Raw genomic sequence first — 22211 nt, forward strand, 5'->3', positions numbered from 1 at the left:
TATGCACAGCATCCGCCTCATCGTGAACCGACGCTCCTGGCCCTATCTGCTGGCCGGGCAGGTGCTGCTCTGCGCGTTCCTCCTGTGGTGCGGCGACGCCCTGCTGGACATGCCGGATGACCTCACCGAACGGTTGCCGGGCTACACCTATTTCCTCGGCCTCGTCACGATGGCCGCCGGCGGAATCGTCGCCCAGCGCAGCGTGGGCTGGTATCAGCCCACGAGGCGGCCGTTGGCCGACTACTTCGGCGGGCTGCTCGCATTGGTCGCGCTCGTCCCGGTGCTCGTCCTGCCCGTCCTCGGCCTGCTGTACATCTGGTTCGCAGCCCGCGGCGAGACCGGCCCCACGGCCGACCTGCTGACCGCTACGGCGTGGGGTCTGGCGCTCGGCGTGGTCGCGGCCTGGACGGGTGCGTGCCTGACGTTGATCGTTGGTCACTGGAGTGCCGTGACCATGCTGGCCGCGCTGGTCGCGTTCTTCGAGCTGTTCGAGATCAGCGACGGCTACGGCAACCCAACCATGAACCAGGTCGGCCATTGGATGCCGCGGATCAACTACGACGCGGTCATCCAGCGCGGGACCGACTACGAAATCTACGTGCGCGGCCAGAACTTCCGCAGTACCGGCACGGCTGAACGATCCTTCGAAGCTGGGCTCACGTTCTTCGGTTGGGTCGTGGTCGGCGCCGTCGTACTAGGTGCGCTCGCCGCCGTCTTGCGATCCCGCTTCAGCCCTCACCCCGGACGCTGAGGACGATCTTGCCGCTGGCCTGGTTGGTCTCGCCGCGGCGGTGGGCGGCCGCGGCCTCCGCGAGCGGGAAGACCGAGTCGACCGCTACCCGGAGCTTGCCTTGGGCAACGAGATCGGTGATCGCCGTCAGGGCGAGGCGGTCGGGCTCGACCAGGGTGAACTCGGCCTGGATGCCGCGGCGGTTCGCCGCCTCGGCGGCGTCGGGGTGGACGGGGAGGATCGAGACGAACGCGCCGCCGTCCTTGAGGACCTGCAGGGAACGGAGACCGGTCTCGCCGGCGATCGGGTCGAAGACGACATCGACGGGCTGCGTTCGCAGGACATCGGCGAAGTCCTCGGTGCGGTAGTCGATCACCTCGTCGGCACCGAGGGAACGGACGAAGTCGTGCTTCGGGGCGCTCGCCGTACCGATGACGTAGGCGCCGAGGCTCTTGGCGATCTGGACGGCCAGGTGGCCGACACCGCCGGCGGCGGCATGCACCAGGACGCGCTGCCCGGCCTGCAGATCGGCCGTGTCGACCAGGCCTTGCCATGCGGTCAGCGCGGCCAGTGGGAGTCCGGCGGCTTGCTCGAAGGTCAGGGCCTCCGGCTTGCGGACGAACTGACGCGACTGAGCGACGACGTACTCCGCGTAGGCGCCCGGCAGCTCCGGGAACTTCGGCATGCCGAGTACCTCGTCGCCAGGCCGGAGCCAGGTGACGCCGAAGCCGACCTCCTCGATCACTCCGGCGACGTCCCAGCCGAGAATTGCCGGGAACGTGCCGTCCCCGGCCCGGGTCTTCCAGTCGGCGGGATTGACCCCGGCCGCGTGCACGCGAACCAGGACCTCGGTCTCGCTGGGCACCGGGCGTGGTACCTCCTGCAACTGGAGCACCTCGGGACCACCGGGAGCCTTGGCGACTGCCGCCTGCATTCTCTTCTGCGCTGTCATGACCCGAGTCTTTCGGTCCGGCGACGTCGCGACTACTGGCCGGATGGACATCATGTGAAAGAATCGGGCCATGCCTGATCGTCATCGTGTCGCTGTGCTGGCCCTGCCGGGCGTCGTGCCGTTCGAGCTCGCGATCCCGGCGCGGATCTTCGGCGGCGCCGCCGTGGCCGACGACCCGCTGTACGACGTGGTCACCTGCTCGGTGGACGGCGGCCCGGTGCAGACTCACGACGACTACTCGATCACCGTCCCGTACGACGCGTCGGTGCTGGCCACCGCCGACACGGTCGTCATCCCGCCGTCCCACATGCTCCGGGCGATCATCGACTCCGACGGCCTGATCGAGGACGCCGTACTGCGTGCCCTCAAGGAGATTCGGCCAGGCACCCGGCTGCTGGCGATCTGCACCGGATCCTTCGTGCTGGCCGCGGCCGGTCTGCTCGACGGTCGTCCGGCCGCCACGCACTGGGCCGAGGCCGAGCAGTTGCAGGAACTGTTCCCCGCCGTACAGGTCGATCCGGTCGTCCTGTTCATCGACGACGGCGACATCCTCACGTCCGCCGGAGCGGCCGCCGGCATCGACCTCTGTCTGCATGTCATCCGCCGCGACCACGGGAGCGCGGTGGCGAGCGCGGCCGCCAGAGCCTGCGTCGTACCGCCCCGTCGTGACGGGGGCCAGGCGCAGTACGTGCCGCGCCCGATCCCGCCGGCCCAGGACGGCGGTACGGCGGTCACTCGGGCTTGGGCCGCTGAGCAACTCGGCCGCCCGTTGAGTCTGGTCGAGCTGGCCGAGCACGCGCGGATGAGCGTGCGTACCTTCACCCGCCGGTTCCGCGCCGAGACCGGCGTGAGTCCGGGGACCTGGCTGGCCACGCAGCGCCTCGACTATGCGCGCCAACTGCTGGAGGACACCGACCTGACCGTCGATCAGATCGCCGGCCGCACCGGTCTCGGGACCGGCACCAACCTCCGCCAGCAACTCCGGGAGACCACCGGCGTCTCCCCCACCGCATACCGCCGGGCCTTCCGCACCTAGGAAGACCAGGGGGTTTCACGGGTGCGACGGGTGGGTGGTCCGGCGAGGGTGGAGGTGTCAGCAGGAATTGCCGGATTCGGGAGAGGTAGACGGATGCGCTTCACGGATGGGGCCGGGCCTTCGCGGCGGGCGGTGCTGCAGGGCGGGCTGGTGGCCGGAGTCGGTCTGACCGCGCTGAGCAGTGGGATGGCGAGCGCTGCGCCGCCGGCCGGGCTGAATGGGATCCGTCCCTTTCGGGTTTCGGTGCCTAAGCCGAAGCTGACCGACCTGCGGCGGCGGATTGCCGCGGTGAACTGGCCGACGGCCGAACTGGTCGGCGACCGGACGCAGGGCGTGCAGCTGGCGACGTCGCAGGCGCTGGCGAAGTACTGGCTGAGCAGGTACGACTGGCGGCGGTTCGAGGCGAAGATCAACAAGCTGCCGCAGTTCACGACGGAGATCGACGGCGTCGACATCCACTTCATCCACGTGCGCTCACCGCACCGGGACGCCTTGCCGCTGATCATGACCCACGGCTGGCCGGGCTCATTCGTGGAACTGCTGGAGACCATCGGTCCGCTGACCAACCCGACCGCGCACGGCGGCAGCGCGGCCGACGCGTTCCACCTCGTGCTGCCGTCGATTCCGGGGTACGGCTTCTCGAGCCAGCCGACCGAGATCGGCTGGGACCCAGGCCACACCGCCAAGGCGTGGCACGAACTGATGCAGCGACTCGGCTACACCAAGTACGTCGCTCAGGGCGGCGACGTCGGCTCCGCCGTGACCGACAGCCTCGGTCGCCAGGCACCCGACGGCCTACTCGGCATCCACGTCAACCTGCTAGGCGCCGCCCTGGGCGGAGTCGGCTGGCCCACGAACACCGACGAGGAACGTACGGCCGCCGCAGCCGTCGCCGAATTCAATGCCACCGGCAACGGCTACCGCATCGAGCAGACCACCCGCCCCCAAACCATCGGCTACGCCCTCCTCGACTCCCCCGTCGCCCTGGCCGCCTGGATGCTCGACCACGACACCGACAGCTACTACAAAATCTCCAAGGCCTTCGTCCACGGCCACCCCACCGGCAACCTCACCCGGGACCACATCCTCGACAACATCACCCTCTACTGGCTCACCGGCACCGGCGCCTCAGCCGCCCGCGTCTACTGGGAAAGCGCCCGAGCCCGAGCCACCACCCCGCCCCCACTGCCCGTCGGCGTCCCGGTCGGCTTCAGCGCCTTCCCCGGCGAGATCATGCAAGCCCCCCGCACCTGGGTAGAAAAGACCTACCCCACCCTCAACTACTACAACAAGCCCACCCAAGGCGGCCACTTCGCCGCCTGGGAAGAACCCACCCTCTTCACCACCGAACTCCAAGCAGCCTTCAAGTACCTCCGCTAGAAACTGATCAGCGGGATGGGGCCGGTGCGGTACGACGGTGGGCTGGCGCAGGACGGCGGCTGACGCCGAGTCCGAACGGTAGTTCGAAGAGGGCCTTGGGCAAGTACTTGTAGAGGACCAGGCAGAGCCAGGCCACCAACGCGGTCAGGACGATGGGCTCGACGATCTGCGTGACCAGTTGGATCGTCGGGCTCGCGGACGACAGCGGCTTCAGCAGCGCCTCGTGGATCAGCGCGAGCAGCGGCATGTGAATCACATAGATCGGCAACGTTCGGCGCCCGACACTGGCCAGCCCGTTGGACAGACGCTCCCACCGAGTCACCAGCCCAGCAGCGGTCACGCCAAGCAGAATCGCCACTCCGCTTACCAGCGGCCACAGCCCGAACCACGTCTTGGCGTCAAACAGAGCGACCACTCCGAGAAGTACGCCGTACGGGACCGCGATCGCGATGAGTCGCAACCAGCTCGCGTCAGCGGCGAGCTTCTCGATCAAGCTCTTGCCATAGATGCCGGCCAGGAAGAACACCAGGTTCTGATAGACGCCGGCGCGATCACCCGGTACGGCGACCAGCCCGGCCGAGGCCGTTGCCGACAAGAGGAACGCCAGCCCGAGGACCACCCACGGCGGCACGCGGCGAGTGGCGCGGGCGACGACGAAGTACAGGGCGAGGGCGTAGAGGTACCAGAGGTTCGACGGTGTGATGAACAGCTGGGCAACGAACTTCAGCGGGCCGTCCGCACTCTCCGTGCCGAAGTCCGGCACGAACGCGAGGATCACCGTGTGGATGACCAGCCACACCACATAGATGTAGTAGAACTTCGCCACCTTGGTGCGCAGCACCTCCGGCCAGGTCCGCTGCACCGCGCGGACTGCGAAGAAGCCGGAAACCGCGAAGAACAAGGGCATCCGCAAGGGCAGCAACTGTTCCCCGAAGGTTCCCCAAGCGCCCTTGATCTGGCCACCGATGTGCCAGTCGATCTGCAGGTAGTGCTTCATCAGCACGTGCCACAGGACTACCAGCAAAATACAGACGCCCTTGGCAACATCTGCCCAGGCGACGCGGTTCCGCTCCGGCATCTCTGATCCTTCCGCGGTCGCATCCGCCGTCAACATGTCTTAAAAACTAAGGAAATCAAGGCCTCACGCCATCAGCCCGCAGGTGGCAGCCGATGTCATCCCGTGGTCTGACACGGACCCGTCGCCGTACACCGAAAGGGCAGACCCCCGCGGCCCGGCACCAGGAACGAGCGGCTGGAGGGCGTGCGAGGTTGAGCGACGTGGTCTGAATCACAACGTCGCTCTCCCCCGGGAACCACCCCTCAGCGGCTCTGCGACCAGCGTGCGGGGCGGCCGTTTCACAGTCGTTTCACAGCCGCGTCACAGACCGGCCACGCCGCTGTACCAATAGGTACGTTTGGGTGGTGACCCATCGCTACCGATATAGTGCGGCCGGTATCTGGGTGTAACGGTGTGAACTTTTCTCTCGGCGCCGGCGTCCCACTGTTCACTTGCCCGACCCCAGCCCGACACCGCGGGCGACGTAGAGGAGCCTGACAAGGATGACTTCAACGCCGACCGCCGACGTCGCAGCGCGCGAGCTCGACAGATCCGGACAGCGTGTCGGCGGCTCGAACCAGCCGATGAGTCACGCCGAGTACCTGGCGCTCAAGCGGTTCCCGGCCCTCGACGGGCTGCGCGCGATCGCGGCGCTGATGGTCGTGGTCTTCCACAACCAGGGACCGGACTGGCTGCAGGGCTGGATCGGCGTCCAGATCTTCTTCGTGATCTCCGGCTACCTGATCACCACGCTGATGCTGCGCGAAGAGGACCGCGCCGGCCAGATCTCGTTCAGGAAGTTCTACGCCCGGCGGATCTTCCGCATCCTGCCGGTGTATTTCCTGCTGCTCGCCGTCACGCTGATCCTGCAGTTCTGGCACGGGACGCTGCCCAAGAGCCCGCCGGGGACCGAACTGCCGCTGTACCTGTTCTTCTTCAACGAATTCGGTCAGGGCGGACAGTACGGACAGTCCTGGTCACTGGGCATCGAGCAGAAGTTCTACCTGTTCTGGCCGCTACTCGCGTTCTCAGCCATCCTGGTGCAGCGCCGCCGGAGGAAGTTCCGCGGCCGGGTCGGCCTCACCCTGGTCCTGATGGCGATCATGCTCGCCATGGTGCCGCTGTCGATGGGCGGCGACCCGCGCGGCTGGACCGCGCACTACTTCTCGATCCTGGTCGGCTGCCTGGTCGCGATCCTCATGCACAACCCGCGGACCTACAACCTCTTCAAGCCGCTCACCCGCCCCTGGGTCGCCTGTACGGCGGCCGCCGCGTTCGTGGCGATCCACGGCACCGTCCACCTGTGGGGCGCGTTCATCGAGAAGCACCACCTGGCCGGCAACGTCCCCGGCTTCATCGCGGTCCCCCCGCCGTACGTCGTACTGGTCGGGTTCCTGCTGTTGCCGGCACTGCTCGCAGACGCGTTCCCGCAGCGCCTGCTGTCCATGCGGCCGTTCGTGTTCCTGGGCGAGCGGTCGTACTCCATCTACCTGGTGCAGCTGATCGCGCACGAGGCGGTGGTCGCGATCTACCTGCTGTTCGGCCAGAACCTGGGCAAGACTCCAGTGCCGTTCGTCGCGGTGTCGCTGATGTCGATCGTGATGGCCCACCTGTGCTTCCTCTGGGTGGAGAAGCCGATGATCAACGTCGGCAAGCGGTTCATCAGCAGCAAACTGGCCTGACAGCCGGGGTGCTGGGGGCACCCCGGCCACCTCAGGTCAGGGACAGGTGCCGTTGACCGGGGTCGACAGTCCGGTCCACATGAAGGCGTCACTGACCCAGGTGCCATCGCTCAGCCGGTTCCAGAGGCTGGTGGTCCCCCAGCGCCCGCTGTGCGAGGTGCCGTTCTTGGAGCAGGAGATGTTGACCGTCGTACCGTCGGCCACGCTTCCTGCGATTCCGTAGTTGGTGCCCGGTCCGGTGCGCTTGTTGACCGTGCCGCCACCGAACGCGTCGATGATGCCCTGGGTGAAGCCGAGCGCTCCGTAGTTGTAGAGCTGCTGCCCGGGGCTGCGGACCGTGCTGCCGTGCAGTGCGGTCCCGTTGTAGGCGGAGGCGGCGTTCTGGAAGACCCAGCCGCCGACGTTGTGGTTGGCGATCCCGACGTACGCGCTGTTCTGCCGCAGCGCGAAGTGCACGTGCGCGCCACTGGCCGAGCCGCCGCACGACACGTCGGTGCCGATGTTGCCGAGGAACGCGCCCTCGCCGACGCCCAGACCGTTGGCCGCGATGTTGCCGGACAGGTGGTAGTAGTCGGTCGCGTAGCCGCGGTCGTGGATGACGCGGATCCAGCCCTTGCCGTTGCCACACATCGTGTACGCCGTCCCACCGCGGGCCGCGAGCACCTGACCGTTACCGCCGGCCAGGTCCACCGAGCTGTACGGCGTGTCTGTCCCGGCCCAGCCGTGTGCGCCACCAGGCATGCTCCACGAAGCGCCGATCGCGAACGGGAGCCGCATACCGGTCCGGAAGTCGCCACCGGCGGCCTGCGGCGCGAACGACTGCTGGCCGAACAACTGCTTCTCCTTGGCCGAGACGACCGGCGATGCCGCAGTCAGCTCGGTGAAGGCACGCTCGCCTTCCAGACCGACCTGCCACTTACCGTCGACCAGCCTCGCCGCGAACAACCAGCCTTCGGGGTGCGTGTCCTGGCCCTGCGGGACGAGCGCGACGGTCGTCCCGAAGACCGTGTCGGTCCCTCCGCCACGGGTCACGTTGACCTGGATGTCTGACTTGGCCTTGCTGGTCTTCGCGGCGCTGACCTTCGCCGTCACGGCCTGCTGCAGGTTCGGCTGCTGGGGAGCGGCCTGGGCGGCCGCCGCCGGGACCGCCAGCGCGCCGGCGGTCAGCACTGCACCCCAGCGCAATCTCGAATTGAACGTCATAACGGTCCTCCTGATGGGACGGAACAGGATCGGTGGCAAAAAGCTATCCGCCGACTACGCAGCGTCGGTTATCTTGTGCACTGATCGGCGTCCAGAGACTGTCCACTGGGGGCGAGGTGAGGCAATGGACAGCTCGGCTTTGGGTGCGCTCGGCGCAGCCATGCTGCGGTACCGCCTGGCCCGTGGTCTGTCGTTGCGACAGCTCGCGGGGCGATTGGGCATGCAAGGGCACGGCGGTTTGTCCGACTACGAGAAAGGCCGGCGGCTTGCTCCGATCGACCTGATCGAGCGCTACGAAGACCAACTCCGGATCACCGACGGCGAGCTCCGTGCCCTCCACACCGCAGCCCTGGCCGAACGCGCCACCAGCAAATCCCCTCCAACCGCCCAGCCGGTCGCCGAGCCGCGCGCCCAGCCGGCCGATCAGCCGCCCGCCCTCACGATCGCCGAGTTGCCGGCTGTCCCGGCTGACTTCCAGGGGCGCAATGCGGAGCTCGCCTCGGTACTCGCGGCCGCGGCCGACTGCCTGGCGGGGCGTGGGCCGATCACGGTCGTGGTGACCGGTCAGCCGGGCGCTGGGAAGACGACTCTCGCGGTGCGGGCGGCACAGCAGGCGTTCCGGCTTGGGCTGCAGGATGCGCAGTTCTTCGTCGAACTGGGTGCGGCCGAACCTGAGGCGGTACTGCGCCGGCTGTTGCGGGCGCTCGGCGTACCGGATGCGCAGTTGCCGACCGCGGTCGATGAAGCCGCCGCGATGTTCCGGTCGCGGATGGCTGGGCGTCGGTGCGTGCTCGTGCTCGACAACGCGCGGGACGAGGCGCAGGTTCGCGCGTTGCTGCCCGGTCCGGGTCCGGTTCTTGTCGTCGTCACCAGTCGCCAGCGGTTGACTGGGTTGGCCGGTGCTCGACGGGTCAGCCTGGCTGAGCTGACGCGGGCGGACGCTCAGGCCTTGCTCACCGAGATCGTGGGCGCGACTCGTGCGGAGGCAGAGCCGGAGTCGGTGGCTGAGGTGGTGGCCGCGTGCGGTCGGCTGCCGTTGGCAGTGCGGATCGCGGGGAATCGGCTGGCGTCGTGGCCGGACTGGTCGATCGCACATCTCGCCGAACTGCTGCGCGACGAACAGAACCGGCTCGGTCGGCTGACCGCGGGTGACCTGGCCGTGCGTAGTGCGTTCGCGTTGTCCTACCGCGAGATCTCCCCCGTGGCCGGTCGGTTGTTCCGGCGGCTGGCGCTCACGCCAGGCGCGGACTTCGACGTACAGGCGGCTAGCGCGCTGCTCGGCGAACCAGCAGAGGCTGCGCTGGAGGTGTTGGCCGGCGCGAGCCTGATCGGTCTAGCCGCGACGCCGGGGCGCTACCGCATGCACGACCTCCTGCAGCTGTACGCCTGTGAGCTCCTGCAAGAGGATGCCCAGCGGGACAAAGCCGAAATGGCCTTACTGGGTTGGGTTTTCGAGCAAGCGCGCCGAGCTGCGGCGGCACTCTCCCCCGAGCCCTCCGACTATCCGGGTGGTCGGCCGACGGCGGTCGCCTGGCTGGACGCCGAGGCTGGCACGATCCTCGGCGCCGTACGGCGGATCAGTGAGCGCGCTGACGGCGAGTACGACGCCCTGCTGAGCGACCTGACCCAGCTGATCCCGTGGTACTACGACCTGCGCTGCCGGTGGTCCGACATGGTCGAGGTGGCCGAGCACGCCCGCGTCGTCGCTGAGCGGTCGGGTGATCACGCCGAGCGCGCCTTCGCCTACAGCATGCTCGGTCTCGGGCAACTCGGTCAGCATCGGTACCGCGCTGCTCTCGCGTCGTGCGAGCTCGGCCTGACCGACGCCCGCGCGGCCGGGCTCGCTGCCGAAGAGGCCGAGCTCTTCGGGCGGATGGGGCTCGCCTATGAAGGACTCGGACAGTACGCCGAAGCTGAGGCGCGGCACGCTGATCACGCCGAGCAGTGCCGGGTGCTTGGGGATGCGTTCGGCGAAGCCGCCGCGGTCGGCCGGAGATCGCTCACGTTGCAGATGCTCGGTCGGCACACCGAAGCTGCCGCCTGTCTCAAGCTCGCGCTGAAGATGCGTTCTGGCCTTGGTGATGAGCGTGGTGTCGCGATGGCGGAGTACCGATTCAGTGCCTTGCGCAACCATCAGGGCCACCACGAAGAGGCGCTGCTACGGGGGAACCGAGCGCTCGCGGTCTTCGAGGCCCACGACGACCAATGGGGTACGGCGGTCACGCAGTACGAGCTGGGTCGCGCACTAGCCGGTCTCGGTCGCCTAGGCGAGGCCGCAACGGCCTACCGAACCGCGATCCGAGGCCTGGAAGAAATCGGCGAATGGCAACGCCTCGCAGCCGCCACCGCCGCCCTGACCGACACACAGCGGCGAGCTCGTTAGGGCTTGCCGGTCGACTTCTTCGGTTTCTTCGGCGGCTTGGTCTTTTCGGGGTTCTTGGTCTTCTGCGGGCCGGACTTGTCGGCCTTCGTGGTGGTTGTTCGGGGTGCGGAGGGGTGGGTGGTTGTGTGTACGGCGGCGACCTCGCCGGTGGGAGGCGGTGTCGTGGTTTTCGGAGCGACGGTTGGCTTCGTCGGCATCAGGTCGTTGGTGGCCGGCACCTGCACCTCGGCGGTGTTCAGCGCAATCCCCAGCGCCACCGAGGCGGCGAGCGCCGTACCCGCGCCTGCCCCGGCAAGCACGAGTCGACGGGACGTACGTCGTACCAGCGGCAGCACCGCGGTTGCCTCGGACGCCGGTTGCTCGCCCGCGGCGACCTGCGCGGCTGTCGGGCGGTGTGCGGGATCCTTGGCGAGCATCCAGAGGATCAGCGCTTCGCACTCACCGGCCAACTCGGGGCGAAGCTCGCTCGGCGGCTGCGGCTCGCGCTGGACATGCTGGAACATGACCGCCGCCGGCTCATCACCGAAGAACGGCAACTGCCCGGTGACCAACTGGTAGAGAACACACCCGAGTGCATAGACATCCGAGGCAGGACCGGCCGGCTTGCCCAGCGCACGTTCCGGCGCGAGAAAGTAGCTGGTGCCAACGATCTGCCCGCTCGACGTCATCGTCGTCGTGGCATCGTCGAGGAACCGGACGATGCCGAAGTCGGCGACCTTGACCGTGCCGTCCTCGGCCAGCAACAGGTTGCCGGGTTTGACGTCACGATGAACGACCCCATGCCGATGCGCCGCAGCCAATCCAGCCGCGGCCTGCCGCACCACATGCAAAGCCCGGTCGGCGTCGAAAGGACCGTTCTCCCGCAGTTCCTCGCCGACAGTGCAGCCGCTGACCAACTCCATCGCGAGGTACTTGCCTTCGCAGTCATCACCGAAGTCGTACGCCGAGACGACGTACGGGTCCCGGATCGTCGCAATAGCGCGGGCTTCGCGCAGGAATCGTTCCGAGGCCATCAGCGTCTCGGGGACGGGCCGCACGAGCTTGAGAGCGATCTCTCGATGCAGGACCTCGTCGATGGCTCGGTACACATCACCCATACCGCCGCGGCCGATGGCCTCGACGATCCGGTACCTGTCTGCGATCACGTCCCCTGAACGTCTCACCGCCGAACAGTACCCACGACAAGGGCGACCATGCGGTCGAACGCAAAAGCAGGGCGACCCCCCCCCGTGGGGCCGCCCCCTTGTTACTGCTCGAGAGTGGCGTCGAGGGTGATCTCCACGCCGGTGAGTGCCTTGCTGATCGGGCAGGTGGCCTTGGCCTCGGCGGCCAGCTTCGCGAAGGTGTCGGCGTCGATGCCGTCGACCTCACCGCGAACCGTGAGCGCGATGCCGGTCAGCTTGAAGCCACCGGCCGGGTCCGGGCCGAGCGTGACGTCGGCCTTGACGTCGAGCGCCTGCGGCACGCCGCCGGCCTCGCCGATCAGCGCCGAGAACTGCATCGCGTAGCAGGACGAGTGCGCCGCCGCCTGCAGCTCTTCCGGGCTGGTCGTCCCGTTGGCCTCATCGGCCGCGCGCTTCGGGAACGAGACCTCGTAGGTGCCGATCTTCGAGCTGGTGAGCTCGACCTGACCTGCACCCTCCTGCAGGGTGCCGTTCCAAGCGGTGCGCGCCGTACGTGTGGGCATCTCGATCTCCTCGGTTCCAGGGGCTGATGTCAGGTAGACTAACTAGTTACTCTTGCAGCTGTCAAACACTGATTTCAGCACCAAACGATGGGATAGTGGCCGTGATGACGAACCAGACCCAGACCGCCGACAGGGCCCGCCCGGTACGCGAGCGGCTGATCGACTGTGCCAGCGAGCTCTTCTACGCCGAGGGCATCCGGGCGATCAGCGCCGACCGGATCATCGCCGGGGTCGGCACCACGAAGGCGACCTTCTACCGGCACTTCCCCACCAAGGACGACCTGGTGCTGGCCTACCTGCACGGCAAGGCCGACTGGGAACGCACCGCGATCACGGCCGCCGCCGACACCCCCGACGCGTACGACGCCCTCGGCGGCGTCGTCGGCGTACTGGCGAACTCGAGCTGCCAGCCCGGCTTCCGCGGCTGCCCGTTCATCAACGCGGGCGCCGAGTACGCCGACGTCACCCACCCGGTACGGCGTTTGGTCGCCGAGCAGCGTCAGTGGTGGACCGACTTCTTCCGCTCACTCGCCGAGCGCCTGGGGGTTCCCGCGGGAGCACCCGCGGACAGCGCGGCCGGTCAGATCATGATGCTCCGCGACGGCGCGCTGGTGGCCGGCTACCTGGACGATCCCGCGCTGGTCGAGGCCAACCTCACCAAGGCCATCACCGCCGTCACTGCACCGTAGCCAGGAGCGAATCAACCTCCGCGGCCCGAGGGCTACCGGCTTCGCGGAACAGCTCGCGCGCCTGCGTCCAGACCTCTCCGGCGAGCGCCGGGTCACCGGACGCCCGGTGCGCGCGACCCAGCACGGTCAGAGCGTTCGCCCGGCCTAGCTTGGCGTCCAGAGCATCGAACAGTTCAAGCGCTTCCAGACAGTAGGCACGAGCCCGCTCCGGATCGCCGAGCTCCAGCTGACCCTCGGCGACATTCGACAAGGCCAGCGGCTCCATCGTGCTGATCCGATGGCGGCGGAAATGCGCGAGCGCGAGTTCGCCGTACCGGACCGCCTCCTGAAAGTTGCCTAGGGCACCATGTGTGGCGCTCAGATTGAGCGCGGTGTACAGGATCGCGCTCTCGTGCTCCGGTAGCGCATCCTGCGCGGCCAAGGCCTTCTCCTGCAGCTCCAGCGCTCTTGCGTGGTCACCACGGCGGGAGGCGACGAGACCGAGGTTGGACAGCAGCGACGCCTGCCGCGTCAGATCACCGGTCCGCTCGGCCAGCTCGAGCGCGGTCCGATAGCAGGCCTCGCTCTCGTCCAGCCGCGACGACTCGAGATACATGAATCCCTCGACGATCGCGGCGTACATCATCGCGCGCTTGTCACCAGACCGGTCTGCCGCGCGCCGCCCGATCGCCGTGACGGTTCGCCAGTCGTCGAAGTGCAGCCGGGCGGCGTAGTACGCATTCAGCGCCCAGGCGAACTGCCAGGCGTGATCGTCGAGGCCCTCGTCGTACGCGCGCTGCACCAGCTCGACCAGGACCGGGCGCTCGATCTCGAACCAGTCGAGAGCCTGCGCGGCCCCGGCGAACTGCAGCGGCCCGGCCTCCGGTCCGGCGGCGTCGACGACCGGGGCCACCGCACCCCGCGGACGGACAGCATTGCTCGCGGCTCCCACCGTGGCGAGGTACCAGTCCAGCATCCGGCGCGTGGTCGCGCGAAGGTCCTCGGCACTCTCCTGTTCGGTGGCGAGCTCGCCGGCGTACAGGCGGAGCAGGTCGTGCAGCTTGAACCGGCCGGGCTGCGGTTCCTCCAGCAGGTGCTGGGAAACGAGCCGATCCGCGGAACGGCGGATCTCGCGCGGGGTCCCTTCCGTAAGTATGGCGATCGCGGGCAGACCGATCGCCCCGGACGGATGCAAACCGAGGTACCGGAACGTCCGCGCATCCTCGGCCGCGAGCGCCCGGTACGACCAGGAGAACGCCGCCCGGAGATCCGCCGCCGGGTCGTCGGCGTCAGCGAGCTGATCCAGTCGCCGATGCTCATCGGACAACTCGGCCGCCAACGCGGACAGTCCGTCCGCCGGAAACCGCGAGGCCCGCTCACCGGCGATCCGCAGCGCGAGCGGAATCCGGCCGCACAACTCGACCAGCCGCGCGACAGCATCCGGATCCCCCGCAGCCCGGCTACTTCCAACCACCCCAGCGAGGACATCGCCAGCGGCTTCAGGAACCAAAGGACGCAAGGTGATTCGGTGCGCGTTGTCATGGACAGCAAGCCCGCGCAGCTGGTTGCGGCTCGTCACCAGCAACAGGCAGTCGGACGCGGGCAGCACCGGCCGCACCTGCTCCGCGCCCCGGACGTTGTCGAGCACGATCAGCAGCCGCTTCCCGGCCAGGCTCGACCGCAACATCGCCGAGCGCTCGTCCAATCCCTCGGGAATCCCCACCAGCCGCACGCCGAGGGCCAGCAGGATCGACCGTACGGCGGTCGCCGGATCGACAGGTTCGCCGGACGAGTACCCCCTCAGGTCGACGAAGATCTGACCGTCCCCGTAGAACTCGCGGACCTGGTGTGCGGCATGAACGGCGAATGTCGTCTTCCCGATCCCCGCCGGCCCGTCGATCGCGATGACGAGCGGGGCGGACGCCGTACCGTGCTTGTGCACGAGCTCAGTCAGCTGCGCGAGCTCCTCGGACCGCCCAGCAATCCCGGCCGGCTCCGGCGGCAGCTGCCGCGGCACCGCTGCCTGCTCGACCGACGCATCCTCGGCGTCGCTCAGTACCATCGCTTGGGTCGCGCGCAGTTCGTCGCCCGGCTCGAGCCCGAGCTCCTCGATCAGCTGCGCGCGAGTCTGCTGGTAGATGGTCAGCGCCTCGGCCCGGCGCCCGCACTGATGCAGACCGCGCAGCAACAGCGCGGTCAGACTCTCGCGGAGCGGATGCTGCGCGGCGAGCTCCGAGAGTTCGTCGATGATCTCCGCCGCAGCACCGCGCCGAATCTCCGCTGTGTACAAAGCCTCCTGTACGGCGATCCGTTCGCCTCGCAACCGCAGTGCCTCGGCCGCGACCAGCGCCGGCTCGTCCATCCCGGCGAAGGGATCGCCGCGCCACAGCCCGACGGCCTCCCGCAAGGACGACGCCGCGTCGTCCAGGTCGTCCCGGTTGAGCGCGGCCGCACCCGCTTGCCGAAGACTCGCGAAACGATCGACGTCGTACTCGCCGGGGCAGACCACGATCCGGTAGCTGCCCTCCCGTTGCTCGATCCGGGCCGGGTCACCGAGCGACTTCCGCAGCCGGAACACCAGCACCTGCAACCGCGCCGCGTTGCCGTCGTCGTCTCCGAACAACAGGTCGATCAACGCATCCGCGCGCAACCACTGGTTGGGCCGGCAGAGCAGAACAGCGAGCAACCGCGCCTGGGCGCGACTCGGGGTCAGCGGATTCCCGTCGGCGCGCACCTCGAGCGGGCCGAGCACTCCGAACTGCATCGCCTGCCCCCAGCTTTCTTGTGAACTCGTGATTGTGCTCACACAGCGTCACGCAAACTACCGTGAGTACGACTGTTTACCCTAGTGTGATCTGTTGTGTCCTCCGCCCCCACAGTTCCCGCGTTGCCCCATGCCCATTTGACCCTGGCCGACTTCGACGGCCTCGCGACCACCGTCGCCGGGTATCCCTACGTGAAGCTCGTCCTCGACCAGGAGACGTCGATCGTCCACCTGATCGACGGAGCCGATCGCCTGCTGCACGTCCAGTACGTCGCCGAGCGGATCCTCGGTATGACTCGAGCCGAGCTGGCCCGCAACCTGGATGCCTTCAACGACTCGGTCTACCGGGCCGACGACCGGCGCTTCCTGCTCGGCACCCTCGCGCTGCACAACCGGCCGGAGTACGGCGGGCTGTTCTTCAGCCTGGAGACCGTCGAGGTCGACACGATGAGCGCCGAGCTGCTTCGCCGCTTCTACGACACGGTTCGCGCGCTCGTGGTCGACTCCGTGCCTGTGCTGCTCAAGCCCGCCAACCACCTGCAGGAGGGCTTCGCCTTCGGCGACCTGCCCCGGATCCTCGCCCACGAGCTGTATTCGACCGCGCCGTACGTACCACTCAACCCCGGTACGACGACCGGCCGGCTGCGCGTGTTCGCGTCCGAGGCGGCGTACCGGACGACCACGGATCCCGTGCGCTGGTACGACGTACTGGTGATGGACCGGATGCCCGACGACATCCCGCGGGTCTCGGGGCTGATCAACTCCCGGCACACCACTCCCCTGTCGCACACCAACGTGCTCGCGGCCGGTTGGGGCATCCCGAACGCCATTCAGATCGACGCGCTGACCGGTCTCCGCAGTCTAGATGGCGCGTGGGTCGCGGTGACCGTGGACGCGGCCGCTGCCGAGGTGTCCGTCACCGAGATCTCCCGGCCGGACTCGATCGACGCCGGTCCGGCGTGGGCGATCACGCAGGTCGACATCGGCAAGCCGGACCTGGCCGCGGCTCAGATCCTGCCGCTGGAAGAACTGCGGGCGAGCGACGCGCATCGGTTCGGTACGAAGGCAGCGAACCTGGGCGAGCTGACTGCCGTCGTACGGGACGGATCGCCTTACTGGCTTGGGTTCTACGCCGCGCCTCGACCGCCGCGACCGCATCTGCTCGAGTACTTGGCGCGGCATCTCGAGGTCGGTGACACCGACCCGGGCGTGCTGTCACAGGCCGCCCTGCGGATGGTGCAGCAGTATGTGACCGTGCCGCGCGGGGTTGCGCTGCCGTTCGCGTTGCAGCAGCAGTTCCTGGAGTCGTCACCGGCGATCCAGCAGACCATCGGCAAGCTGAAGATGGCGCTCGCGCTCGGCAGTGAGGTCGACGGCCTGTGCGCTGAGCTGGGCGCGTTGATCCGCGACACCCCGCTGCCGGCGGATCTGCGGACGCTGATCGAGGACGCCGTACTGCGGCATCTCACCGGCGCGGGTCGAGTCGTCGTCCGCAGCTCGTCGAACGCGGAGGACCTGATCGGCTTCTCGGCCGCGGGAATCTACGAGTCGATCCCTGAGGTCGAGTCGATCGAGGATGTCGTGCACGCGATCCAGCGGGTCTGGGCGTCGCTGGTGACGACGCGCGGTGTGCTGCTCCGCGACGAGGCTGGGATCGGTCTGTCCGACTGCTTCATGGGTGTCGTCATCCAGCAGCAGCTCGACGGTGAGCTCGGTGGCGTCATGGTCACCACGAACCCGCTCGACCGGCGCGACTTCCGCTCGGTCCTGCTGAACCTGGCGCGGAACTCGGTCGACGATGTCGTCTCCGGTGCCGGCGATCCGTTGCAGCACCTCTACAACACGATGGAGGGCGGCAGCCGAACGGTTGCCCTGGGCACCGATGGTGTCGATGTCGACGACCAGGCCAAGGCCACGCTGGGCCGGCTCGCGTTGATCGGACGGTTGCTGCAGGCCCATTTCGCCGGCGCCGACGGACCGGTTGACGCGCCGGTCGATGTCGAGTGGCTGGTCGAGGGCGACCGGATCGTGCTGCTGCAGTGCCGTCCGTACCAGCTCGCGGCGTGAGTCCCGTGAGCTCGCCGACGGCCGATGCGGCGCGGGTGATCCGTCGCTACAACGCCTTCCAGCTGTTCGCCGGACTGCTCTGGTGGTTGCCGGTCTTCTACGTGTTCCAGCGGTCCGCCGGGCTGTCGGACACCGAGATCTTCTCGATCCAGAGCATCTTCTACCTGGCGTTCTGCCTGTTCGACATCCCGACCGGGATGATCGCCGACCGCTTCGACTACCGGCGCTGCCTGCAGGCTGGTGCGGCGATTCTGGTGGTGGCGAACGTGATCCCGGTGTGGCAGCCGACGTTCGCCGGGTTCCTCGCGCAGTTCCTGCTGATCGCGCTGGCGCACTCGCTGTTCTCGGGTGCGGGCAGTGCTTACCTGTATGAGTATTTGCAGCGGACGGGGAACGAGGCGTCGTACCAGGGTGCTGAAGGGTCGGCGCGGGCGTGGACTCTGATCGGACGGATCGCGTGTCTGCCGGCGGCCGGGTTCCTGACTGCGTGGTGGGGACCGTCGCCGTACGTGCTGTCGGCGGCAACGTGCGGGGTTGCGGCGGTGATCGCGCTCGGATTCCCGGCCTTGCCTGCCACGGGTCCTGCGAAGGTTGAGCCGGTTTGGCCGGCCCTGGTGGGTGCGATGCGGTCGCTGGTGAAGGCGAAGCGGCTGATGCTGTTGATGGCTCAGGGCATCGCGGTGTTCACGCTGGTGCGGATCGGGCAGGCCAATCTGTTTCAGCCGATTCTGGAGTCGAAGAACCTGCCGCTGCATTGGTTCGGCGTGCTGATGGCAGCGACCACCGTGTTCGAAGTCGCCGGGGCCGCGCGATCCGCCGTACTGGCGCGTTTCGGTCAGATCCGTGTCGTCCTCGCGCTGACAGTGTTGATGGCAGTCGCGCTCGCGTCGGTCGTCCCGCTGGGACTCGTCGGCACGATGGCCTGTCTTGCCGTGTTCTCGCTGGCGTCCGGACTCGCGTTCCCGGTGCAGCGCAAGCTGGTCAACCAGGCGATCACCGAACCGGCTCGCCGCGCCACCCTGCTGTCGATCGAATCCCTCGCCGACCGCGCCGTCTGCGCGCTGGTCGTGTTCATCATGGGCGGGTTCCTCGCCCGGGGCGCCATGCCGGAGTTCCTGGTCGCGCTGGCCGCGGCCATCACGGTCGCGATGGTCGCCCTCGCCGTACTCGTCACTCGCAGCCGCGATCGCGCGGCCACCAAGGAGAGCCTCGCGTGAAGAAGATCCTGTACGTCTACGTCAAGGGCGGCGCCCCACTGGAGACCGCGTTCCCGCGGCTCGCGGCCTGCGGTGAGCTGCACGTGCTCGCCCTGTCGCCACTGCCCGAAGCCGCCAAGGCGATCTGGGAACCCGCCTGTACGTCGATCACCGTGCACCCGGGTGGTCTGACGCCGGGTGAGCCCGTGGTCGAGGCGATCATCGCGCACGCGCAGGAGATCGGTGCGGATGCGCTGTTCACGCTGTCCGAGTTCGCCGTACTGGCGGTGGCCAATGCAGCCGACCGGCTCGGGCTGGCCGGGGCTGGTCCGGGGATCCGGGTGGCGCGCGACAAGCGGCTGATGCGGCAGGCCTGGCAGGCCGCGGGTGTGCCGATCCCCCGCTTCCGCCGGGTCGATTCGGCCGCCGACCTGCGTGGTGCGCTGGCCGCGCTGACGCCGCCGCTGCTGCTCAAGCCCGCGTGGGGCGCCGGCTCGGTGGCCCAGCTCGTGCTGACCTCGCAGGACCAGGTCGCGGACGCGTGGGCCGAGATCGAGCAGGCGTTGCAGCGTGGTGGTCAGGTCGGCATGAACGAGTTGTTCGAGCAGAACACCGACGGCGACCGCCTGGTCGAAGAGATCATGGACGGGACTACCGAGGGCTGGTACACCGAGGACGGGTACGGCGACTATCTGAGTGTCGAGGGCATTGTTGCCAAGGGCATCTACCACCCGTTGGCGATCACCGCCAAGCTGCCGACCGTCCCGCCGTACATCGAGGTTGCCAGTACGTCGCCCTGTGTCCTCCCGGAGGAGTTGCAGCGGAAGATCGAGGACGTGTCGCGGCGGGCGGTCGACGCGCTCGGGCTGGACACCTGCGGCACGCACACCGAGCTCAAGCTGCGCGCGGACGGCTCACTTGTTGTTATCGAGGTGGGAGCGCGATTCGGTGGTCTCCTGACCACGCGCCAGGTCGAGATCGCCTTCGACCTGGACCCGATCGGTATGCTGATCCGCGAACAACTCGGCGAAGAGGTCGAGTACCCACCGGCCATGCTGGTGTCAGGCGGTCGAGCCGCTGCATCGGTCGCAGTCGTACCGGCCAGTGCAGACGGCACACCCTGGCAGACCCAGCCGCGGTGGGATCCCGAGCAGGTGGACTGGTCGCAGCTGCTCTCCGACGGCAGCACGGTCGAGCCGGTGCCCGCCTTCATGCTGCCGACCGGCACCCAGGTCCCCCGGTTCGATCCGTCCGGCGGATCCCGCAACTGGCTGGGGGTCTTCCTCCTCACCGCGAACGACGCCCCGACCCTCCTCCGCGACTGCCGCGCAATCCTCGACGGAATGGAAGCCGCACTGTCCGATCAGCGCTAGCACGTCGCCCACGGGTGCCCGGCCCGGCCAGCGGCGCGTGCACGTTGGGTGCTCTGGCCGGTCAGCGGTAGCGGGTTGCCAGTTGGGGGCTCTGGGCACCGAAGGCGGCTAGGTCTGCCTGGAAGACGGCGTCTAGCAGGCCGGTGTCCTCGACTCCGGGTGCGGTGACGACCTCGCCTTGTGCGAGACCGCGCAGGCTGGCGGTGACTACGTCGGCCGGGCTCATCCGCGGTACGGCGCTCAGGTCCAGGCCCTGCCTGGTGTGGAACTCGGTCGCGACCACGCCCGGACAGAGCACCTGCACCTGGACGCCGGTGCCGTCGAGTTCGGCGCTCAACGCCTGCGACATCGCGACCAGGTGCGCCAGCGCTCCGGCGTACGTCGCTCGTCGTGGCAGCACCGACTTGTCCGCCGGTCCACTGAACGCGATCATCCCGGCGACGTTGATGATCGCCCCGGTGCCACGCTGCTGCATCGGGCCGACCGCGGCGCGGGTGATCAAGGTTGGCGCGAGCACCTTCACCCCGAGCAGCTCACGCGCCTTGGCGGCCGGCAACTCGGCCATCGGCATGTAGTGCGAGACACCGGCGTTGTTGACGAGCAGATCCAGCGGTTCGGTCGCGGCGAGACGTGCGACGGTGTCGATCCCGTCATCGGTCGAGAGGTCCGCACTGACGGCGGTGACCGCCACCTCCGGATGCGCGGCAGCGAACTCGTCGAGGCGCTCCTTCCTGCGGCCGACCAGGACCAGGTCGTAGCCGTCCACAGCGAGCCGCTCGGCGAAGGCCGCGCCGATGCCGGACGTGGCACCGGTGACGAGAGCAAGTTTGTTCTTCATGTCTTCCACACTGCCCCGGTGATCCTCGGACAGGTAGTCGCCTCTCCTTCCTAGGACTCACAGGGCCAGGCAGACTCCATCGGTCCGTGCATACTGGGAGCGATGGCGCGGACAGGCCTCGGCGAGGCGCTCATGACGTGGCGTGCAGCAGTCGCGCCCGGCGACGTCGGCCTGCCCGGCAACGGCACCCGCCGTACGCCGGGTCTGCGTCGCGAGGAGCTCGCCCAGCTAGCCGGAATCTCGGCCGACTACCTCACCCGACTGGAACAGGGCCGAGCCGCCAACCCGTCCCCCCAGGTCATCGAGGCACTCGCCCGAACCCTGCAGCTGGCCACCCCCGAGCGCAGTCATCTCTACCAACTGGCCGGCTTGGCCTCACCTGTTCCCGATCGCATTCCGCGGACCATTTCGCCAAGCGTGCAACGAATGCTCGACCGACTGAACGACACCCCGGTCGCAGTGTTCGACGCGATGCTGACCGAACTCCACGCCAACGCGCTCTACGTCGAGCTGATGGGCGAGCGAACCGGCCACGAACGCAACGCCGCCTGGCGAAACTTCCTCGGCTCCACGTCGCGCGTCCGACAAACCCCCGCCTCCCTCGGTCAGCTCCAAGAACTGCAGGTCGCCGACCTCCGCCGTACAGCGGGCCGCTATCCGAACGACCCCAACCTGCAGGCGCTTGTGGACGAACTCCGTCGCCGCTCACCCCGCTTCGCCGAACTCTGGGAATCCGGCGTCGTCGCGGAACACCAAGCCGGACGGAAGATCATCGACCACCCCGTCGCCGGTGCGATCACCCTCGACTGCGACGTCCTACAGGTGGCCGGCGACGACCTCCGCATCATGATCTACACCGCCGAACCGGGATCTTCCGACGCCGAGAAGCTAGCCCTGCTCATGTCAGTCGGCGCCTGAACACCCGTTGCATTCCTGTGCGGCCGGAAACGTGGGCTGTGGCTGGTCGCCGCTGCGGCCGGCTTACAGAGGAGTTGTGGCTAGGCGGGTCTGTGGCTGGGCGGGTTGGCGAGGTCGGTTACCGCGGTTCCCGTCGCCTGGGCTTCCGGGCTATGGCTGAGGCCAATGCATCGCACGCCTCCCAACCAACCCACCCACCCCGTGGCACCCGCCCCGACCGCGGGCATTTGATGGGTCAGCCCATCCCGTTGTGGGTCTACCCACCGCATGCGGGTGG

At 68.2% G+C, this 22211-nt stretch carries 17 protein-coding genes; 10 read left to right on the forward strand and 7 right to left on the reverse strand.

Annotation, left to right across the window (positions count from 1 at the left end; translation table 11 throughout):
• The first annotated feature begins 1 nt into the window (after position 1).
• Positions 2-751 carry a hypothetical protein gene (locus tag ABD231_RS10060; RefSeq protein ID WP_344148603.1) on the forward strand — a complete coding sequence of 250 codons (750 nt, stop codon included), beginning with the start codon at positions 2-4 and terminating at the stop codon, positions 749-751.
• On the opposite strand, the gene ABD231_RS10065 is transcribed toward ABD231_RS10060, so the two are convergent.
• Positions 729-1682 carry an NADP-dependent oxidoreductase gene (locus tag ABD231_RS10065; protein WP_344148606.1) on the reverse strand — a complete coding sequence of 318 codons (954 nt, stop codon included), beginning with the start codon at positions 1680-1682 and terminating at the stop codon, positions 729-731. The genes ABD231_RS10060 and ABD231_RS10065 overlap by 23 nt on opposite strands.
• Positions 1683-1752: 70 nt before the next feature.
• On the opposite strand from ABD231_RS10065, the gene ABD231_RS10070 reads away from it, so the two are divergent.
• Both ABD231_RS10070 and ABD231_RS10075 read left to right on the forward strand, forming a co-directional pair.
• Complete coding sequence (locus tag ABD231_RS10070; protein ID WP_344148609.1) at positions 1753-2718, forward strand: GlxA family transcriptional regulator; 966 nt, start codon at positions 1753-1755, stop codon at positions 2716-2718.
• 93 nt (positions 2719-2811) lie between these two features.
• Positions 2812-4098 (forward strand): epoxide hydrolase family protein, encoded by a 1287-nt coding sequence (locus tag ABD231_RS10075; protein WP_344148611.1) that lies wholly within the window; start codon positions 2812-2814, stop codon positions 4096-4098.
• A gap of 7 nt (positions 4099-4105) precedes the next feature.
• On the opposite strand, the gene ABD231_RS10080 is transcribed toward ABD231_RS10075, so the two are convergent.
• Positions 4106-5176 carry an acyltransferase family protein gene (locus tag ABD231_RS10080; RefSeq protein WP_344148614.1) on the reverse strand — a complete coding sequence of 357 codons (1071 nt, stop codon included), beginning with the start codon at positions 5174-5176 and terminating at the stop codon, positions 4106-4108.
• Between the two features lie 482 nt (positions 5177-5658).
• On the opposite strand from ABD231_RS10080, the gene ABD231_RS10085 reads away from it, so the two are divergent.
• Complete coding sequence (locus tag ABD231_RS10085) at positions 5659-6837, forward strand: acyltransferase family protein (protein WP_344148617.1); 1179 nt, start codon at positions 5659-5661, stop codon at positions 6835-6837.
• A 36-nt stretch (positions 6838-6873) separates the two neighbouring features.
• Here the strand turns inward: ABD231_RS10085 and ABD231_RS10090 are convergent, their stop codons facing one another.
• On the reverse strand, positions 6874-8040 hold the full coding sequence (locus ABD231_RS10090; RefSeq protein ID WP_344148620.1) for a peptidoglycan DD-metalloendopeptidase family protein: 1167 nt from the start codon (positions 8038-8040) through the stop codon (positions 6874-6876).
• A gap of 124 nt (positions 8041-8164) precedes the next feature.
• On the opposite strand from ABD231_RS10090, the gene ABD231_RS10095 reads away from it, so the two are divergent.
• A complete protein-coding gene (locus ABD231_RS10095) occupies positions 8165-10423 on the forward strand; it encodes an ATP-binding protein (protein WP_344148623.1) in 2259 nt (752 codons plus the stop codon).
• Here the strand turns inward: ABD231_RS10095 and ABD231_RS10100 are convergent.
• Complete coding sequence (locus ABD231_RS10100; protein ID WP_344148626.1) at positions 10420-11586, reverse strand: serine/threonine-protein kinase; 1167 nt, start codon at positions 11584-11586, stop codon at positions 10420-10422. The genes ABD231_RS10095 and ABD231_RS10100 overlap by 4 nt on opposite strands.
• A gap of 83 nt (positions 11587-11669) precedes the next feature.
• Entirely contained in the window at positions 11670-12110 is a 441-nt protein-coding gene (locus ABD231_RS10105) for an OsmC family peroxiredoxin (RefSeq protein ID WP_344148629.1), read from the reverse strand.
• 104 nt (positions 12111-12214) lie between these two features.
• On the opposite strand from ABD231_RS10105, the gene ABD231_RS10110 reads away from it, so the two are divergent.
• Positions 12215-12799 carry a TetR/AcrR family transcriptional regulator gene (locus tag ABD231_RS10110; RefSeq protein ID WP_344148632.1) on the forward strand — a complete coding sequence of 195 codons (585 nt, stop codon included), beginning with the start codon at positions 12215-12217 and terminating at the stop codon, positions 12797-12799.
• Here the strand turns inward: ABD231_RS10110 and ABD231_RS10115 are convergent.
• The gene (locus tag ABD231_RS10115) at positions 12786-15542 is read right to left on the reverse strand and encodes an AfsR/SARP family transcriptional regulator (RefSeq protein ID WP_344148635.1); all 2757 of its coding nucleotides are present in this window, start codon (positions 15540-15542) and stop codon (positions 12786-12788) included. The genes ABD231_RS10110 and ABD231_RS10115 overlap by 14 nt on opposite strands.
• 123 nt (positions 15543-15665) lie before the next feature.
• On the opposite strand from ABD231_RS10115, the gene ABD231_RS10120 reads away from it, so the two are divergent.
• The 3 genes from ABD231_RS10120 to ABD231_RS10130 are packed head-to-tail and all read left to right on the forward strand — an operon-like array spanning position 15666 to position 20178.
• Entirely contained in the window at positions 15666-17609 is a 1944-nt protein-coding gene (locus ABD231_RS10120; protein WP_344148638.1) for a PEP/pyruvate-binding domain-containing protein, read from the forward strand.
• Positions 17610-17614: 5 nt separating this feature from the next.
• Positions 17615-18826 carry an MFS transporter gene (locus ABD231_RS10125; RefSeq protein WP_344148641.1) on the forward strand — a complete coding sequence of 404 codons (1212 nt, stop codon included), beginning with the start codon at positions 17615-17617 and terminating at the stop codon, positions 18824-18826.
• Positions 18823-20178 carry an ATP-grasp domain-containing protein gene (locus ABD231_RS10130; RefSeq protein WP_344148644.1) on the forward strand — a complete coding sequence of 452 codons (1356 nt, stop codon included), beginning with the start codon at positions 18823-18825 and terminating at the stop codon, positions 20176-20178. The genes ABD231_RS10125 and ABD231_RS10130 overlap by 4 nt, the downstream gene beginning before the upstream one ends.
• 61 nt (positions 20179-20239) lie before the next feature.
• Here the strand turns inward: ABD231_RS10130 and ABD231_RS10135 are convergent, their stop codons facing one another.
• Positions 20240-21016 carry an SDR family NAD(P)-dependent oxidoreductase gene (locus tag ABD231_RS10135; protein WP_344148647.1) on the reverse strand — a complete coding sequence of 259 codons (777 nt, stop codon included), beginning with the start codon at positions 21014-21016 and terminating at the stop codon, positions 20240-20242.
• A gap of 102 nt (positions 21017-21118) precedes the next feature.
• Here ABD231_RS10135 and ABD231_RS10140 point away from each other — a divergent pair, with 102 nt between their 5' ends.
• A complete protein-coding gene (locus tag ABD231_RS10140; RefSeq protein WP_344148650.1) occupies positions 21119-21934 on the forward strand; it encodes a helix-turn-helix transcriptional regulator in 816 nt (271 codons plus the stop codon).
• Positions 21935-22211: the final 277 nt, after the last annotated feature.

The organism is Kribbella yunnanensis (genome assembly GCF_039529655.1).
GTDB classification, from domain to species: Bacteria; Actinomycetota; Actinomycetes; order Propionibacteriales; family Kribbellaceae; genus Kribbella; species Kribbella yunnanensis.

What these genes read in the sequence shown, in the direction of transcription:
- ABD231_RS10060 (WP_344148603.1), top strand. Translation starts at nt 2, where the DNA reads ATGCACAGCATCCGCCTCATCGTGAACCGACGCTCCTGGCCCTATCTG.
- ABD231_RS10065 (WP_344148606.1), bottom strand. Translation starts at nt 1,682, where the DNA reads ATGACAGCGCAGAAGAGAATGCAGGCGGCAGTCGCCAAGGCTCCCGGT.
- ABD231_RS10070 (WP_344148609.1), top strand. Translation starts at nt 1,753, where the DNA reads ATGCCTGATCGTCATCGTGTCGCTGTGCTGGCCCTGCCGGGCGTCGTG.
- ABD231_RS10075 (WP_344148611.1), top strand. Translation starts at nt 2,812, where the DNA reads ATGCGCTTCACGGATGGGGCCGGGCCTTCGCGGCGGGCGGTGCTGCAG.
- ABD231_RS10080 (WP_344148614.1), bottom strand. Translation starts at nt 5,176, where the DNA reads ATGCCGGAGCGGAACCGCGTCGCCTGGGCAGATGTTGCCAAGGGCGTC.
- ABD231_RS10085 (WP_344148617.1), top strand. Translation starts at nt 5,659, where the DNA reads ATGACTTCAACGCCGACCGCCGACGTCGCAGCGCGCGAGCTCGACAGA.
- ABD231_RS10090 (WP_344148620.1), bottom strand. Translation starts at nt 8,040, where the DNA reads ATGACGTTCAATTCGAGATTGCGCTGGGGTGCAGTGCTGACCGCCGGC.
- ABD231_RS10095 (WP_344148623.1), top strand. Translation starts at nt 8,165, where the DNA reads ATGGACAGCTCGGCTTTGGGTGCGCTCGGCGCAGCCATGCTGCGGTAC.
- ABD231_RS10105 (WP_344148629.1), bottom strand. Translation starts at nt 12,110, where the DNA reads ATGCCCACACGTACGGCGCGCACCGCTTGGAACGGCACCCTGCAGGAG.
- ABD231_RS10110 (WP_344148632.1), top strand. Translation starts at nt 12,215, where the DNA reads ATGACGAACCAGACCCAGACCGCCGACAGGGCCCGCCCGGTACGCGAG.
- ABD231_RS10115 (WP_344148635.1), bottom strand. Translation starts at nt 15,542, where the DNA reads ATGCAGTTCGGAGTGCTCGGCCCGCTCGAGGTGCGCGCCGACGGGAAT.
- ABD231_RS10135 (WP_344148647.1), bottom strand. Translation starts at nt 21,016, where the DNA reads ATGAAGAACAAACTTGCTCTCGTCACCGGTGCCACGTCCGGCATCGGC.
- ABD231_RS10140 (WP_344148650.1), top strand. Translation starts at nt 21,119, where the DNA reads ATGGCGCGGACAGGCCTCGGCGAGGCGCTCATGACGTGGCGTGCAGCA.